This is a genomic window from Cruoricaptor ignavus, from assembly GCF_014961145.1.
Taxonomy (GTDB): domain Bacteria; phylum Bacteroidota; class Bacteroidia; order Flavobacteriales; family Weeksellaceae; genus Cruoricaptor; species Cruoricaptor ignavus.
On the sequence record NZ_CP063145.1, the window covers coordinates 1959513 to 1974767 of the forward strand.

Genomic DNA, 15255 nt, shown 5'->3' on the forward strand with positions numbered 1-15255 from the left:
TTATAAAAGTTCTAAATCCTGCAATCTGCGTCCGAGTTCATCATCTGATGCTAATTTCAGAAAATCATCCTGCAATCCTAATACTCTTAACACATTGAAATATGCCCCCATAGAAACCTTTGCATCTCCCTTTTCAATAAGGTAAAGTGTTGACCTGGAAATTCCGGCCCGCTCGGCGACTTGTATCGTTGAAAGATTTCTCCTTTTCCGGGCAAGTTTAAAATTCTCACCCATCTGCTGTAAGGTGGATTCATATTTGGGCAGTATAATTTGTTTCTTGACTTTCATTTGTCTTATATTATACACAAAATTACTAAAAATGTTTATAATAACAATCAAATTATTTTTTTTGATAAGGATTTTAAATGATACTGTATTTAAAAAACTCATTTATTTCAATTGATTTTTATTTGTTTTCCCGTTGACAAAGAACATCTACCTACCATTGAATGTAGTTTCGGACTGAGGTTTTAGCTTTTGTCATTTGCAAATGTAGGACGGCATCATCCACACCAAAAAATCTTTTTGGGTTTCTACAAAAATTCTTTCCACGAGTTCCAATAATTTTTCCAGACACTCCTAAATCCTCTGGACAAAAAGATTTCAAGCCCGATTCGGGATTTTTGCTTTACAGAGAAGCAGAACCGAATCGGGTTTGATGTGTTTTATCCTGTCCTATCGTCATTGGCAAAGAAAAAGCCGGAACCTCAGTTATACGAATCAAATCAATAGAAGGAGTTCTTTGAAATCAACGGAAAAACAGAAAAACACAGAGAATAATAATGTTTTTCCATCCAATTAAAAAAAAGAAAGCCGAGTGTCCTCGATACCAAATCATATCACTTGGTTTTTTAATCATCATCACAAAACGATAAAACGAAAAACGAGCAACGAAAAACAAAATCAACACTTAAATATTTAAAATTATGAACACAATCGTAGGTAGAATTACCAAAAATGCACAAATCAACACGCTGAAAGACCAGAGACAGGTTGTAAACTTTTCAGTAGCCATTAACGACTACTACAAAACCAAAGCTGGCGAAAGAAAGGAGCAAACCACTTTTTACAACTGCTCTTACTGGATAAGTCCCAATGTTGCCAAAATTCTTACCAAAGGCACATTGGTAGAATTGACAGGTAGAATAAGTCCATCGGCTTGGATAGGCAGAGATGGAGAAATAAAATCAGGACTGAACTTTCATACTTCAAGAATAAAACTTCACGGGGGAGGAAAACAAAACGACAGAAATGCTGAAGCACAATTCGAGCAAATACAGCACGCTTCAGCACAAACAGAGAATACCAATCCGTTTTCAGACGACTCGGAAGACGACCTGCTATTTTAAGTGCCAATTATCATTCATCATTAATTATTAAATCTATGAAAAAGCAGTTTAATTTCCAAATAAGATACAGGCACGACAAAAGAGAATGGGAAAACATCGAGGTTTATTATAAAATCCATTGCGACAGGGAAACAGCAGTCCGCTATGCACGGCAAATATCTAAAACTTTCAAATCAGAAGTCCGAATGACAGAGGGAGCAGAACCTCTCAAAGCCAACGGAACTTATATCAACGCATACTCATAATCTGCCAACCATTGGCACCACAAAATTTAAAACGATGAAAGCTAAAGCAATAGCAACAAAATTTGTTTCTCACGAAGTTCCCAACTTAAGCCATTATACAAACTCAAAAGTCTATCGGCTTAGAGAGAAACTCAATAATGGCGAAAATCTAAACCGAGAAGAAAAGAATTGGATAGCAGAAAAAGTAAATCATAATGCTTATTTCAAAAAAGCTATTCCGTTAATGGGCTACCGATTTAATTTTGAAGATGTTTTGAAAACCTTTTTGGTAAAGCAATACGGAGATTGGCACGAATACAACGCACCCGATAAAACCAGTCTTAGAGCAATGCTTTACGGAAAAATCGACAGAATTGTGGAAGTTTCAGATTAATTGCTAAATATCATTTCAAACTTAATCACCTCTAATACACAGAATATGCACATTACAGATTTGAACGGTTGCAAAATTGAAGTTGCCGACCTTGATAAAGCCATTGAAGTAACAACAAGATACCGACAATACGAACATTTGAACAATGGTTTTTCTAAACAGGATAGGGAACTCAATCGATACTGGACAGATATGAACGAAAAACTAAAAAAGCTACAGAAAAAAACTAAACCAAAATTCACGAAACACTAATTTAAAATATCTAAAAATGCAGACCAAATTTTTCAGACAACTTGCAAAAATGAACCTTGTAGGCGATTTGAACCTCACACTCAGACCCACAGAGGAAAATAGTTTTGTTCTATCCGTATTGCTCCGAAACGAGCAATGTGGAGATGAAGCAGGAAAACTTATTCCACCACTCAATCTTCGGGGAACAGCTGAAGAATTGGATAACGGATTTTTTGAGAGTATTAAAGCACCGCTACAAACCGTATCGGGATTAATGGTCAATATGGAAAACTTTATGAAGCAAGTAGAGGAAGCCAAAAAACAATCGGCAATGGAAAAAGAAAAAGCCGACAGGGAGAAGAAAGAAAAGGAAGCCAAAGAGAAAAAATATAAAGACGCCTTTGCCAAAGCTGAAGCACTCGAAAAAGAGGGAAAATATAAAGAAGCGTGGTCAGCATTACCAAAGGCATCGGAATATCCCGACTTTGCTGAAACTATCCGCAAAAAGCAGAATGAATATGAGAGACACTTTGCTCCAAGTCTTTTTACCGAAAATCAATCATAAACTTAATTTTTAATATCTAATTTCTAACTTCTAAAATCCAAAATATGTTATTAGCCACACAATTAGAAAGACTATTTGTATTGAAAGACAAAGGACAAGAGATTAAACTTCCAGACCCCGAACCTAAATGGAGCGTGGAAGCCGTAATGAACTTTTACGCAAATACCTATCCGTTATTAACGACTGCTAAAGTTTCAGCACCGAAAATCCAAGAAGATAAAGTGGTGTATTATTTTGAAAGCGTAATGGGAACGAAAGGATAATTTGGTTATTGGTTTTGGTTGTCAGTTATCAGTTGGATAGCATATCAAAGATATTTTAATCAATATTTAAACCGACAACCAATTTCCATAAATAAAACAAAAAAACTAATCCCTATAAACTAAATCCCTAAAAAATAAATGAATGCAACAAAGAATTATATCGGGAAGCGTAAATATACCCGAAAAAGCAAAACAGCGACAACTACACCGACAATTAGGAGAATTTGCCGAATGGGTGAAACGCCCCAAAGATGCTTCGGAGATTCGGAAAGACAGACAGAAATCTGTGCGGATAAGCCGACTTCCGATGCTTTTCTAAAATGGACTTTTCTGCCTAAGCATGAAAAGAACAAGGAGCAGGAACAGGAGCAAGAACCTAAAAAGACGATGGAAATGGAAAAAGAATGTTTTCAGTCCCTTTTTCAATTAACTGAACATTATGGAATTAAACCAAAACTCACCCAATATTTAGAGTATCCCTACAATATAGCATTGGTTTTGGATGATATTCAAAAGCAACTGAAATTTAAAACAGAGCATTGGGAAGAAATCCGACTGGTAAAAGATAAAACAAAAAACCAATCCTATTTTATAAGCGAAGAACGCTTTCATACGGGTTCAATTCTGTATTATATCCCCATTTTGCCGTTGTATCGGTTGTCCAAAAACCCAAAGCGCAAACAGGCTTCCGAACTTTTGAAATCGGTTTGTTCCTACCTCTACCATATTGCCGAAGTGCCGTATTACCGGCAACAAAGCAGTTATTTATTTTGGATGTATGAAATGATAACCGACTGGATAGCTTCAGACGAGCAAAATGAAGAACAACCTGCTTATTTGTCAGAAATCAAACAGGCGGAACAAATAGGGGAGATAATGGAAAAGAAAATTTATAATTCCTACCACTTAACGCATTTTAAAAACCGATTAAAACATTTCAAAGCAAAAGATGTCTTTGATAATGATTGTTGGAGGTTGGCAAGTAAAGTATTTTCCCTCTATGAGCAATATCCAAATACCACAATTTTCAGAAATGCTACTGTAGACCAGGCGTTAATTGAAGATGATGAGCAGGAAAATATTTTAGCGATGAATCAATATATTTCATTCTGTGCAGATGCTAAAGGTGTATTATTTGAAACCCTTTTTGAAACCGTTAATTCTGAATTTCAAGAATGTAATATACAGGAAGAACCTATTGTCAGTAAACACTTTAATGGAAAAGAAATGATTGATGCTCATCTCGATTTTGAAAGACGACTTTTCCCCTTGATAGAAGAACTCATTTACATTTTGAATAGTTTTTAATCTCAGTCTTTAACCTTAGCCTCGACGAAAATGGAAGATATTACATCACAATTAGGGAAACTTTACTATCCGACATCGGCACTCGTATTTTATCAAACCAAAGATAAATTTGGCAATACCTATGTAGAGCATTTTGATATGGATAGCAACGGAAATCCTATCAATGCCCATCCGCTTAGCGAAAGGGAAGCAGAAGCATTGGCAAAAGCCCTCACAGTAAAGAACAAAAAAGAAAAACAGCAAGATTTTTTGAAACCTGTAGGTATTTTACCCAGTCATATTTTGCACATCAATCCAAGTGAAAAGGCTTCCGTAATTTGGTTTACCAAAGCAATACAACGACCATTATTTTTTACGGAAAATTTAGAAATTCCTAATGGTTTAGCACAAGTCCCAGCAATGCTTTGGTATGCCGATAAAAGGAATTTGAGAGTATTTGCCCTTGCAACAAACCGAAGACCCAACGAAGAAACACCTCTATATTATGCGCCATTTTTCAATGTTTATGAAAATGGAAGTGTCTGTATGGGAACAGTGGATGTTCAAATTAAAAACTCATCTTCATTGGAAGAGTTTATTTCTACTTGGGAAAACTACTTTTTTAACTCTTATTTCAGTCATTTGATGAACGAATTTAATCCGGTAAAAGGAAACTGTGTTAGCCTCTGGAAAAATCTTATCAATACGGATAAGGTATTTCCAAAAAAAGTATTGAAAAAATCAACCAAAACATTAAAAGACCTACTCTAATGGAAACACAAATTATAAATACTATCACAAAAACAAAAGTTCACTTCACAGATAATTATTTGCTCAATCCAACGAATCCCATTACGATAAATCTTATAGGAGCTGGCGGAACAGGTTCTCAAACACTTACTGCATTAGCAAGAATGAACCATGCCCTTATAGAATTAGGACACGCAGGGCTTTCGGTGAGATTATGGGATGATGATAAAGTGAGTGAAGCTAATTTAGGCAGACAACTTTTTGCGGAATGTGAATTGGGAATGTATAAATCGGTGGCATTAATTAACCGTGTGAACCGATTTTTCGGAACTAATTGGAAAGCAGAAACCATGAAATTTGATAAGGAAAACTTGAAAGAAATGTCCGAAAATAATATGTATGCAAATATTTACATTTCTTGCGTAGATAGTGTAAAGGCGAGATTTGAAATTGCCGAAATTTTGAACCAAATTGATAATGGTAGGTATCACGCCAATCGTTCTTGTTATTGGATAGATTTTGGAAACAGCCAACATACGGGACAGGTTATTTTATCGACTATTGGAAGTATCAGACAGCCAAATTCAGAAAAATATGAAGCAATAGATAAGTTAGCATTTGTAACCGAAGAATTTGGAGATTTATTGAAACAATCCGAGCAGGAGGATGAAACTCCAAGTTGCAGTTTGGCAGAAGCCTTGGAAAAGCAGGATTTGTTTATAAATTCAACATTGGCACAAATGGGAAGTTCTCTATTATGGAATTTATTCCGAAACGGAATGGCTGAAAAAAGAGGCTTTTTCCTTAACCTCAAAAACTTTCAGTCCCAGCCATTAAGATTATAAAAAAGCCCGAACTCAAAATTTGGGCGGCAAAAATGCAGTTCCACCTTTAGTAGGTCGGAACCGCATTTTTGCATTTTGGAGCAACCACATTTCTAAAACATTGTCTTTTCGGGGACTATCCATGTTTTTGAAAAGAGGTTGCGAGTTTTTTATAGATGTTTAATTAGTCACTCCTTAACAAGCCGCCATTTTCAGTTTTTCGTTAAGAATATTCCGATAAAAGAGCAGGCGGATAAGGTTTAAAAAATAGAAAAAGATTTTCTCTTTGAGAATCTCCATCATTTTCTTCATGTTCCACGCCGTTGCAGATAGTAATGCGTTGATTTGCGGTCCTGTTTCTCCTAAGAAATAGTTCTGAGCCAGTCTGAAATCGGTTTTTAAATGTCCGATGATGGGCTCTATTGCCGCCCTGGTTCTGAATTTCTTGCGTTTTGTGTGTTTCTGGTAGGCGGTGTCTGTTTTTCTGGGCACGCCCGGAATAGAGATTTTTACGCCCTTTATCTCTGATTTTCCTTTTCCGCCGCGGTCGTAGACGAGTTCTTTTGGAAGCTGCTGTCCACCCGTTTCCATCTGTTCCAAAAGCGGCTCGATGGTGTGTCCGTCATAGGGAGTCTGCAAAAATGACTTAATGCCGAGGATGATTTTTTTCCCTTTATTGGAAGTGGTTACCAGACCGACCTTGTTCCCAAACTCGTACTGCTTGTGGGCCTTTCCTTTGGCGATGCACCGGGTGAATGGCTTGTGGAGGCTGTAAACCTTGTCGGTGTCGTTTCTTTTTTGTGTGACCGCCTTGGTGTAGAGCTCCATTGATTCTCTATAAAACTCTTGCTGCTCTGCCGTGAAGTTGCGTTCAAGCTCGCGTATCAGCCTGATGGCGATGGTTTTGAGCTGCCTTTGGGATTTCCTTGCCAGTTTTGCACGTTTGGGATGTTTGCCGTTGTAGGTGTTGCGCACCAGTTGCTTGCTGACTTTCGTGTATCTCTGCCTCTGCTTTATGCCTTCGCTTTCGGCTATTTTGTTGCAGTAGTCGATTACTTTTTTGCAGAGCTTCGCATCGGTGGGAAAAGTGGTGTTGTTCTCCTGAACGGTGGTGTCGGACAGCACGAAGTTTGAGGTACTGGTCTTCGCATCGTGCATCCTTACGCTGTAGGAGAAGATTTTCTCAATCCCCTTTTCTCCAATTCTTTTCCTGAAGTGGACAAAATTACTCGGATCGCAGGGAAACTGGTGCTCAAAGAAAACCCTCCCACAAAAATGCTGCATGTAGGGGTTCATGATCCAGGCGGAAGCAAGGGTCTCATCTCCCAAATTATAAAGGTGTTTCAGAAGCAGGCAGCCCACCATAAAGCGGATCGGATGGCTCGGATTGCCCGTCTTGGAATATAGCGGGGAAAATTCATCTTCAAAATAATTCCAGTCTATCTTCTCGGAAAGTAAGACAAGCTCGTGTTGGTTATCAATAAAGTCCACCAACATCGGGCGGAATAATTCTGGCTGCTTTTTTGGATTTTTCCCCAACATATTTGCAAGGTTTTAATGCTCCAAGATACGAAATCCTGCAAAGAAAAACAAGAAAAATTACAATTAATTTACTGATTGTCAGTCTGTTGATGCTATTTTAAGGAGCGACTAATTAGTCTCCCCTTAATAGATGTCAGATAACCGACTTGTCAGATTAAGGTGGCTATTACTATTCTATTCTGTGTATGGCTTTGCTGTAATTTATTATTCTTAATTACCTAGTTCGAGTTGATTTTTTACAAGATTAAAATAATCTGCTTTTTTGTTAACAAGTTCATGATGATTACCCTGTTCCACAATCTCTCCATTTTTAAGGACAATAATTTGGTCTGCATTTTTTACTGTGGAAAGTCGGTGTGCAACAATTATCACTGTTTTTCCTTTAAAAAATGATTGAAGATTATCGTGAATTATTTTTTCATTTTCAGCATCTAAGGCTGATGTAGCTTCATCAAAAAAGATATAATGTGGATCTTTGTATACGGCCCTAGCAATAAGAATTCGCTGTTTCTGACCGCCAGATATTCCGTTGCCTGATGCTCCGATCTTGGTGTTGAATTTCAAAGGCAGAGACTCTACAAATTCATCTATATTAGCTGTTCTGGCGGCCTGCATCAGCCTGTTATACTCTCCCTCCTTATTACCTGTAATGATATTTCTTTCTATAGTATCTGAAAAAATATACCCGTCCTGCATTACGACACCACATCCAGTTCTTAAGTTTTTGGGCGAAATTGCTCCTATATCTATTTCATCATAAAAAATTGTTCCAACCGTAGGCTCATAAAACTTCAGTAACAGCTTCATCAGCGTAGTTTTCCCGCTTCCACTTGTTCCTACGATGGCAGTTATCTTTCCTTCTGGAATCAGCAGGTTGATATTTTTCAAGACATAAGGCGATCTACTGCCTCCGTACTGAAAGCTTACATTTTCAAACCGGATTCCTTTCGTTTGCTGCTGATTTTCTATTTTTTCAGGAAAAAGATCAATCTGATCCGGGCTTTCTTCAGTAGGATAGCTCTGTACTTCATTCAATCTCTCCAGGCTGAGTTTTGCATCTTGCAGAGAACGGAAAAAACTAATCAGCTGATTAACGGGGGAATTCATTTGCCCAATGATGTAAGATACGCTTAACAGCCCTCCCAACGTCATTTTATCATTAACAACAAGTGTTGCCACCAGAAAGGTCACGAGAATATTTTTCAGCTGGTTCATAAATTCAAATCCGGAAAGCTGTATCTGGTTCAACTTTAATATTTTGATATTAACTTTAAATAATTTTTGCTGCACTTCTTCCCATTGGCTGCGTTTGAAATCTTCAAATTGATTGAGTTTCATCTCTGTAACACCTTTTATAATCTCAAATACAGATTCCTGATTCTCGGCTCGCTGTTGAAAACGGAGATAATCTAAAATTTTTCTTTTTTTTAACCAATAGAAAGACCAGCCAATGGAGAGAATCGTCAAAATAAGATAGACCATTAAAATCGTATAATCATAATACAGTAGAACTCCGAAGAAAACAGAAAAATTGATAATTGAGAAAAAGGTAAGAAGACTGTGAGAGGTGAGGAACTCTTCTATTCTCTCATTATCCTGAATTCTCTGGTTAAAATCTCCCATTTTTTTTGTGTCAAAAAATCGGATAGGAAGCTGAAGCATTTTCTTCAAGAATTCCGAAATAATGGTGATACTCAATTTTGTCCCTATAAAAAGCATAAGCCAGTTTCTGAATACTTCAATGGTAATTGATCCCAAGAAAAGTCCCAATTGAGAAAGAAGGATCAGTGCAATAAGATTCAAATTTTTAGCACTTACCCCTTTATCAATCAAGGCCTGCGTTAAAAAAGGAAAAACCAGTGTAATAGCACTTCCGGCCAGTAAAAGAAGAAACATTAATACTAGCTGCCATTTGTATGGGGTAAGGTATTTCAAGATATAACTCAGGGTGATCTTTTTTTCCTGAGGAACTTCTAATGCAAAAAAATCCTCTGAAGGCTTTAAAATTAAAGCAATTCCCATATTCTCACTGGAAATCCAGTATTTTTTAAATTCCTGTTCTTTTATGGAAATCAGGCCATGAGCAGGGTCTGCAATCTGAAGGTTATATTCTGAGGACATGAATTTCTTTGTTACTTTTTTAAGAACAACAAAATGATTCTTCCCCCAATGCAGTATACAGGGCAGTGAATTTGGAAAATTGATAAGCTTTTCTACCGTTAATTTTACCGGAAGTGTTTCAAAGCCTATTTTTTTTGAAGCCTCTACAATCCCAAACATAGATACGCCTTCTTTGGTAATAAAAGAATGATCACGCAGGTACTGCAGACTGTAGTTTTTTCCATAACTACTGGCTATCATTGCAAGACATGCCGGCCCGCAATCCATCTGATCATGCTGAATAATAATTTTCATATACGTTATACCTTGAAAACATTTTTAATAAGAAGTGTGCGCAAGGACTGATTAAAATGGAGTCTATTTTCAATAAAATTAACTATGTTCCGGGCAAGATCAGGATTATCTCCAGTTAGTTTATAAAGATCGAGAAGCAATGAGATTTTCAAAATATCATAAAACTGATTGTAGGGTTGCTGGAAACAATACAGTAAACCGTCAAAATAATCTTTATAATTTGAATTCCTAAGCTGCTTATTGATATAAATCCAGTTATAGATGATCTGTCTGTCCGGAGTATTGACCTCAAAATCAAGTTCTGAATACCAGTCGTCGGGAAGGAATTCCTGACTATTGATATTAAACCTGATCATATCTTCCGTGATCATTGTGAAAAGTTCATAGGCATATGTTTCCCTTATCATATGAACTTTCTCCCAATATTGGTTATGACTGAAAATATTCCCGAAAAGGTTCTTATTGATCCCGTTAAGCAGATAATTAATCAGGTTGAATATAAGTTCATATCCTAGCTCTGTCTTCTGATCTCTGAAATAGATCCTTGAAATGTTTTTATTCTGTTCAAAGCATCTTAAATTTAAAGTATAAATGCCCTTCTGTACGAGGTAGTCATTCAGAACCAGACATTCCATTGTAAATGTTATGGCTTTGGGAAAGTTTTTTATTTTGTAGTAATAAAGTGCTTTTACAGACAGTGCTCCCTGCTTTGTATACATATACATATTTCCGGAAAATTTATCTTCAATTTCTTTTTCAAGCCTCAAATAATCTTTCAGCGACTGCTCAAGATCAGTTTCTCTAAGCAGACCAGTAACTACTTTCCCAAGCTCCCGGTCGATACTGTCTGCAGCTTCAAACTCACTTTCACTGATTTTACATATTTCAAAAACTTCTTTCTTCTGTAGGATTTTGATCAGCTTTCCGGTATCATATTCAAATGTAGAACTGACCAGTGAATCCGGAAAATCAGGCATTGCATTAATAAAATCTTTAAGCTCTTTACGGTATGTTATTATTTCTTTTTCCATCTTTTTAAGCAATAAAAGTTAAATCCGCCGGTGAAGGAAGACTATCCTCCTCGAAATACATTAAGGTAACGCCGATTCCTATTAGTCCCCAACCAAAAGAGATCTGCCACAGGATATTATCTTCCGCGATACGGCTTTTAAACCCAGCAAAATTATTGGAATGTACAGCATATGTCAAAATCTGATCATTCCAGTACTCTGCTCTTTCAGCAAATCTGTTATCACCGGATATTTTCGCTAGTTTATCAAATGTAATCGCAAGCCCTGAAGCGCCATAAAATACGCTTGCATCCAGAGTTAGGTTGTCTTCTTTCGTCCGGAGAAGACAGTCATCAAGGATTATGTTAGCAAAATTGCCAACCGCTTGATCCTCCAAAACTTGCGAAGCTCTCAATAAAACATATCCTACGCCCAGATCTCCATAGCAAAGGGCAAACTGCATCGGCTCAATCTTATCTCCAATCATGTTTGGAAATAATCCTTTATATTCTGATTCTCTGTATTGTTTTGTAAGAAACTTAATGGCTTTTCTGATAATTTCCTCACATAATCTTGTTTCCAATCCCGCCTCGTACAGGGAAGCCAGAAATGAAATGATAAGGGATGAACCATGTGAAATTCCCAGATATACTCTATTGTATAGAGAAGGACATTCCCAGTAATAATCTCCTGCTTCGTCTTTAAATGCTGCTTCATCAATACTATGGATAAGAAATGACAGATATTCCTGAACTTCTGCACCGTTTTTCAAGCGGGCTAAATAATAAAACCCAGCTGCCAAAGCTCCGGTTCCCGAGTCAAAATCCTTATTATTAATCTTGCTTTTCATCAGGCCAAAAAGGATCTGATCTAGGTTGAGCAGATAATCTTCACTGGAAACGGACAGCAAACCATTATTCTCGCAGAATATCAGATATCTTCCGATATGCGACAGGTGGGCATCCAATGAGTCTGTGCCATGTATCCTGTGAAATGTTTTAGGATTAAATGCAGCCAAGCCTTTATTGAGATATTCCTCTGCAGTTGCTATATAGGAACTGTCATCGGTATACTTTGATAAATACAAATAATAGAGAGAATATCCGAGCAGCCCTGTTTCATAAGAAGCATTATGTAATATCTGCTCACAAGAATATTTTTCAATGGACTCTGTAATGGTATCAATCAGTTTTCTATGTTTAATTTTATTTCGTATCATATTAGAATATTGTTTTTGGCTTTGCCTATTTCCGATTCATAAAACTTCTTTAGAAAATAGTAAATCACAAGCTCATGTCTTCTCTGATTTACCATGAATAAGCGGTTTAAAGTCATATGAATATAGCTCATCAGCAGATGATCTTTCATCTCCCAGGACAGATGCTGATAAGCGGATAGTTCAGCAGAAATGCTTTCACTTCTTTTATTAAAGCATTCGTAGGCTTCGGCATATTGTGTTGTCTCATTCTCAAGAATAATATCCGATATTTCTTTTTTGAGGTTCCGATGCTTGCTGCTCAGTGTTCTTGAGATAGCAACATAATTTTCTGAATTATTGTAGCTGAATTCATTGGTGAAATTTTCACACAAGGAAGCAATCACCCTCATTTTATCTTTTATTGAGTATTTAAAATCCTCTAGCAGTCTGTTTACATCAACAAGGGCGAACTTCCATCTCAACCTTTCGCCTTCGTTTCCATGGATTAGGTTTAAGAATTCTGAAACCGCAACACTGTCATAGAAAAAAATACGCTCGCTTAATTCCATTGTTTGAGCTCCATATCTTTCTATCTCCCTCACATAAGTATCCGCTACGATCCTTACAGCCTGCTCTACTTCTATAAAATGATGAACAGCTTTCTGTAGATTCTCTAATATCCGGTACCACTCATCTGTTTTATGATCGGGATCAAAACAGTGAAATCTCACCCTGATATGATGCTCAGGGTCATTATATTTGATAAAAAACCATTGATCAATAGTCTTTTGTTTTAACAATTCGGCGGCGAAATCTGCAATAACTTTGGTCAGAAGATCTTCAACATTTTTACTTCCGGAATATATTTTCAGATACAACCATTCACTTCCGGGAGGAAACACCCTTTTTACCACTGCTGGTGCTATATTTCTTATCTGTGAAGAATACACCTGCTTTTTACTTCCCATTGGAATAACAACCTCATTCGCATAACTTTTTCCACCTTCCTTGATAAAACAGTTTTCGCTAGTATGAAGATTTTCGTACAAAATGATATTCTTCATGCTGATTTCTTTCAGGAAAATAGCTTGGCTGACTTTATTGCCAAGATCTAAAAGAAGCTCATTATCTCCGGCAGATAAAACGACATATTGAGGAAGGCTGTATTTTTTTCTGATATCTGCTACAGCTTTTTCGGCTGTAGATTCTTCTTTATAATTTATTTTTTCTTTTTTCAGAAACCACCGTGCGCGGCTTACAATCATTTTTTTATATTCAATTCTCGGCAGGAACTGTTCCTGTTGATATATTCCCCAATCCCAGAAAAAGCCAAGTCTCATGTTCTGGCTGCCCACATCTGCCAGGAATTTGTATAACGGCTGTGCCAGGGTTGTATTATAGGTGTTGGAAAGGCAGGGAATAATCTGTTTATTCAGTTTTTTTGATCTTAAAACCACTTTTCCGTTTCGGACAGAAACCATAAGGTCGTTGACATCAATCTGATGTTCCTTACTTAGTTTTGAATTGGATAGAAAAGGGATTTCGTAATCACGGATCGTAGTGTATAATGTAATATTGGCATAATTATCATCCGGTATGGTAAGCACTTCAGCAAGGATCACATCAGGATTGGTCTTCTGTTCCTGTTCTGCAATTCTCCTGACCTGCCTTTTAAGATCTGGGTTTCCATGGGTAAACCTGGTCAGTAATCTGGCTGCAAACGGAGCATGACACTGAATAGGAAAAAATTGATAATCCCCGTTATCCAGTGCCTCCTCAGAACCGGAAAGAATTCTTCCGAAAATATATGCACTGGGCGGCAGCTCTCCCTTTGAAACAGAATTTTGTTTTTGCGACAAATAATTTTTTACATCTTCATCAGCATTAATCGTCATTTCTCCGGTTTTGCAATATTGCTTAAACAGCTTTTCTCTAAGCACCTCAAAACCTCCGTAAATAATTCTTGGTTCATTATCCGGGTCAGCCATTACGGGAATTCCATCTAGTAGTGGCATGTATTCTGCATTTCCGGTTACTACTTTTTCATAGCCTATGCCATAATTCGTATCTAAAACCTGGGTTAAGGGAAGCTCTCTTTCTTCATATTTTCCGGCAAATGCGATCATAAAATGGTGCAATGCCAAAGATGTTTTCTCGGAAAAAAGATGCAGTATTTCGTACGAAGTTCTGCTTATCTCATCCAGAACTTTTTTATTAACATTGTTTTTCTGAAGGTTGTAAAAAAGATCCAACTTATAGAAATCATTGGATATAATCCGGTTCCGAGGATTATTTTCAATATAACTCCTGAAAGCATCAATATCATTAACTGATGATATATTTCTGATAACATTGTAAATTTCCTTTAGCTCATTGATTTCTTCAAGGTCAATCTCTTTTTGATCTATCTTATAAATTAAATCTTCAATAAAATCCTCTGTAGACACACTTGGAAGTAGTTCACTGACAAGGATCTGAGACTGGATAATATTTTTGATGAAGTTTTGTTTCTGTTCTGAAGTTATGTTCGGATTAGCTATTGCATATTCCATTTCTTGTACGGTGGCTCCGTTTTCTGCGGATTCCAATATCGCTTTCACATATTCACTTAATCTGATGGAGGTAAGATTGGAGGCGATATAACGGCCGTTATCAAATTGCTCTACAAAAAAGGCTTTGTCTTTCAGGGTGTAAAGCGTATTATTTTTATAATATTTTATGGTATTGACCAACTCCTGATGGAGAGGATCAATATTTCGGATCAGCTTTGTAAGGCTGTGGATATTAAGCTGGCAGACCAGTTTGTATTTATCAGTATCAAATTGTACTGCGCTCGGTTTATCATCCATGGTAACCACAGAGGTTCCAGAAAAAAGTCCATATGGTGTTGACCTGTGAGACATTCTTGACAGGTATTTATAGAATGTCATGAAAAAACGTTGGTTGGCATCCCTATTGGGAAAATTATTTTCCTTCAGGTTTAGAAATGTTTCATACAAATCTCTGGAAGCAATATAAATGGCTTCTCTGTAATAGGTATTGGAAAAAATGTCGTTCAAAACTGTTACCAGCTGCTCATGATCTTCTGTATTAAGATTCTTAATCGTCTCATTGAATTCCAGAAAGGATTCCACGGGATGAGACGGAATTCTTAAGCATGCGTAGTCATGTAAAAAATATTCAGTGTGATCCATCAGTAGTAT

The 15255-nt window shown here is 36.9% G+C and carries 14 protein-coding genes; 8 read left to right on the forward strand and 6 right to left on the reverse strand.

Features of this window, described 5'->3' with window-relative positions; all coding sequences use genetic code 11:
- Positions 1-390, reverse strand: a complete 390-nt coding sequence (locus IMZ16_RS09500) for a helix-turn-helix domain-containing protein (protein ID WP_227411511.1) — start codon at positions 388-390, stop codon at positions 1-3.
- A gap of 536 nt (positions 391-926) precedes the next feature.
- Here IMZ16_RS09500 and IMZ16_RS09505 point away from each other — a divergent pair.
- The 8 genes from IMZ16_RS09505 to IMZ16_RS09540 all read left to right on the forward strand — a co-directional run bounded on the left by IMZ16_RS09505 (position 927) and on the right by IMZ16_RS09540 (position 5908).
- On the forward strand, positions 927-1349 hold the full coding sequence (locus IMZ16_RS09505; protein WP_193439839.1) for a single-stranded DNA-binding protein: 423 nt from the start codon (positions 927-929) through the stop codon (positions 1347-1349).
- A 35-nt stretch (positions 1350-1384) separates the two neighbouring features.
- The gene (locus tag IMZ16_RS09510) at positions 1385-1594 is read left to right on the forward strand and encodes an addiction module toxin RelE (RefSeq protein WP_193439840.1); all 210 of its coding nucleotides are present in this window, start codon (positions 1385-1387) and stop codon (positions 1592-1594) included.
- A 34-nt stretch (positions 1595-1628) separates the two neighbouring features.
- Positions 1629-1967 carry a molybdenum ABC transporter ATP-binding protein gene (locus tag IMZ16_RS09515; RefSeq protein ID WP_193439841.1) on the forward strand — a complete coding sequence of 113 codons (339 nt, stop codon included), beginning with the start codon at positions 1629-1631 and terminating at the stop codon, positions 1965-1967.
- 268 nt (positions 1968-2235) lie between these two features.
- On the forward strand, positions 2236-2763 hold the full coding sequence (locus IMZ16_RS09520; protein WP_193439842.1) for a PRTRC system protein E: 528 nt from the start codon (positions 2236-2238) through the stop codon (positions 2761-2763).
- Positions 2764-2807: 44 nt separating this feature from the next.
- Complete coding sequence (locus IMZ16_RS09525; RefSeq protein WP_193439843.1) at positions 2808-3026, forward strand: PRTRC system protein C; 219 nt, start codon at positions 2808-2810, stop codon at positions 3024-3026.
- 231 nt (positions 3027-3257) lie between these two features.
- Positions 3258-4334 (forward strand): hypothetical protein, encoded by a 1077-nt coding sequence (locus IMZ16_RS09530; protein ID WP_227411512.1) that lies wholly within the window; start codon positions 3258-3260, stop codon positions 4332-4334.
- A 30-nt stretch (positions 4335-4364) separates the two neighbouring features.
- Positions 4365-5084 (forward strand): PRTRC system protein B, encoded by a 720-nt coding sequence (locus tag IMZ16_RS09535; protein WP_193439845.1) that lies wholly within the window; start codon positions 4365-4367, stop codon positions 5082-5084.
- Positions 5084-5908, forward strand: a complete 825-nt coding sequence (locus tag IMZ16_RS09540; protein WP_193439846.1) for a PRTRC system ThiF family protein — start codon at positions 5084-5086, stop codon at positions 5906-5908. The genes IMZ16_RS09535 and IMZ16_RS09540 overlap by 1 nt, the downstream gene beginning before the upstream one ends.
- Positions 5909-6082: 174 nt before the next feature.
- Here IMZ16_RS09540 and IMZ16_RS09545 read toward each other — a convergent pair whose 3' ends face one another.
- The 5 genes from IMZ16_RS09545 to IMZ16_RS09565 all read right to left on the reverse strand — a co-directional run bounded on the left by IMZ16_RS09545 (position 6083) and on the right by IMZ16_RS09565 (position 15246).
- Positions 6083-7429 carry an IS5 family transposase gene (locus tag IMZ16_RS09545; RefSeq protein WP_193439847.1) on the reverse strand — a complete coding sequence of 449 codons (1347 nt, stop codon included), beginning with the start codon at positions 7427-7429 and terminating at the stop codon, positions 6083-6085.
- Between the two features lie 210 nt (positions 7430-7639).
- Positions 7640-9844 (reverse strand): peptidase domain-containing ABC transporter, encoded by a 2205-nt coding sequence (locus tag IMZ16_RS09550; protein WP_193439848.1) that lies wholly within the window; start codon positions 9842-9844, stop codon positions 7640-7642.
- A 5-nt stretch (positions 9845-9849) separates the two neighbouring features.
- On the reverse strand, positions 9850-10875 hold the full coding sequence (locus tag IMZ16_RS09555) for a hypothetical protein (RefSeq protein ID WP_193439849.1): 1026 nt from the start codon (positions 10873-10875) through the stop codon (positions 9850-9852).
- A 4-nt stretch (positions 10876-10879) separates the two neighbouring features.
- Positions 10880-12073 (reverse strand): lanthionine synthetase LanC family protein, encoded by a 1194-nt coding sequence (locus IMZ16_RS09560; RefSeq protein ID WP_193439850.1) that lies wholly within the window; start codon positions 12071-12073, stop codon positions 10880-10882.
- A complete protein-coding gene (locus IMZ16_RS09565) occupies positions 12070-15246 on the reverse strand; it encodes a lantibiotic dehydratase (protein ID WP_193439851.1) in 3177 nt (1058 codons plus the stop codon). Before IMZ16_RS09565 ends, IMZ16_RS09560 begins: the two co-directional genes overlap by 4 nt.
- Positions 15247-15255: the final 9 nt, after the last annotated feature.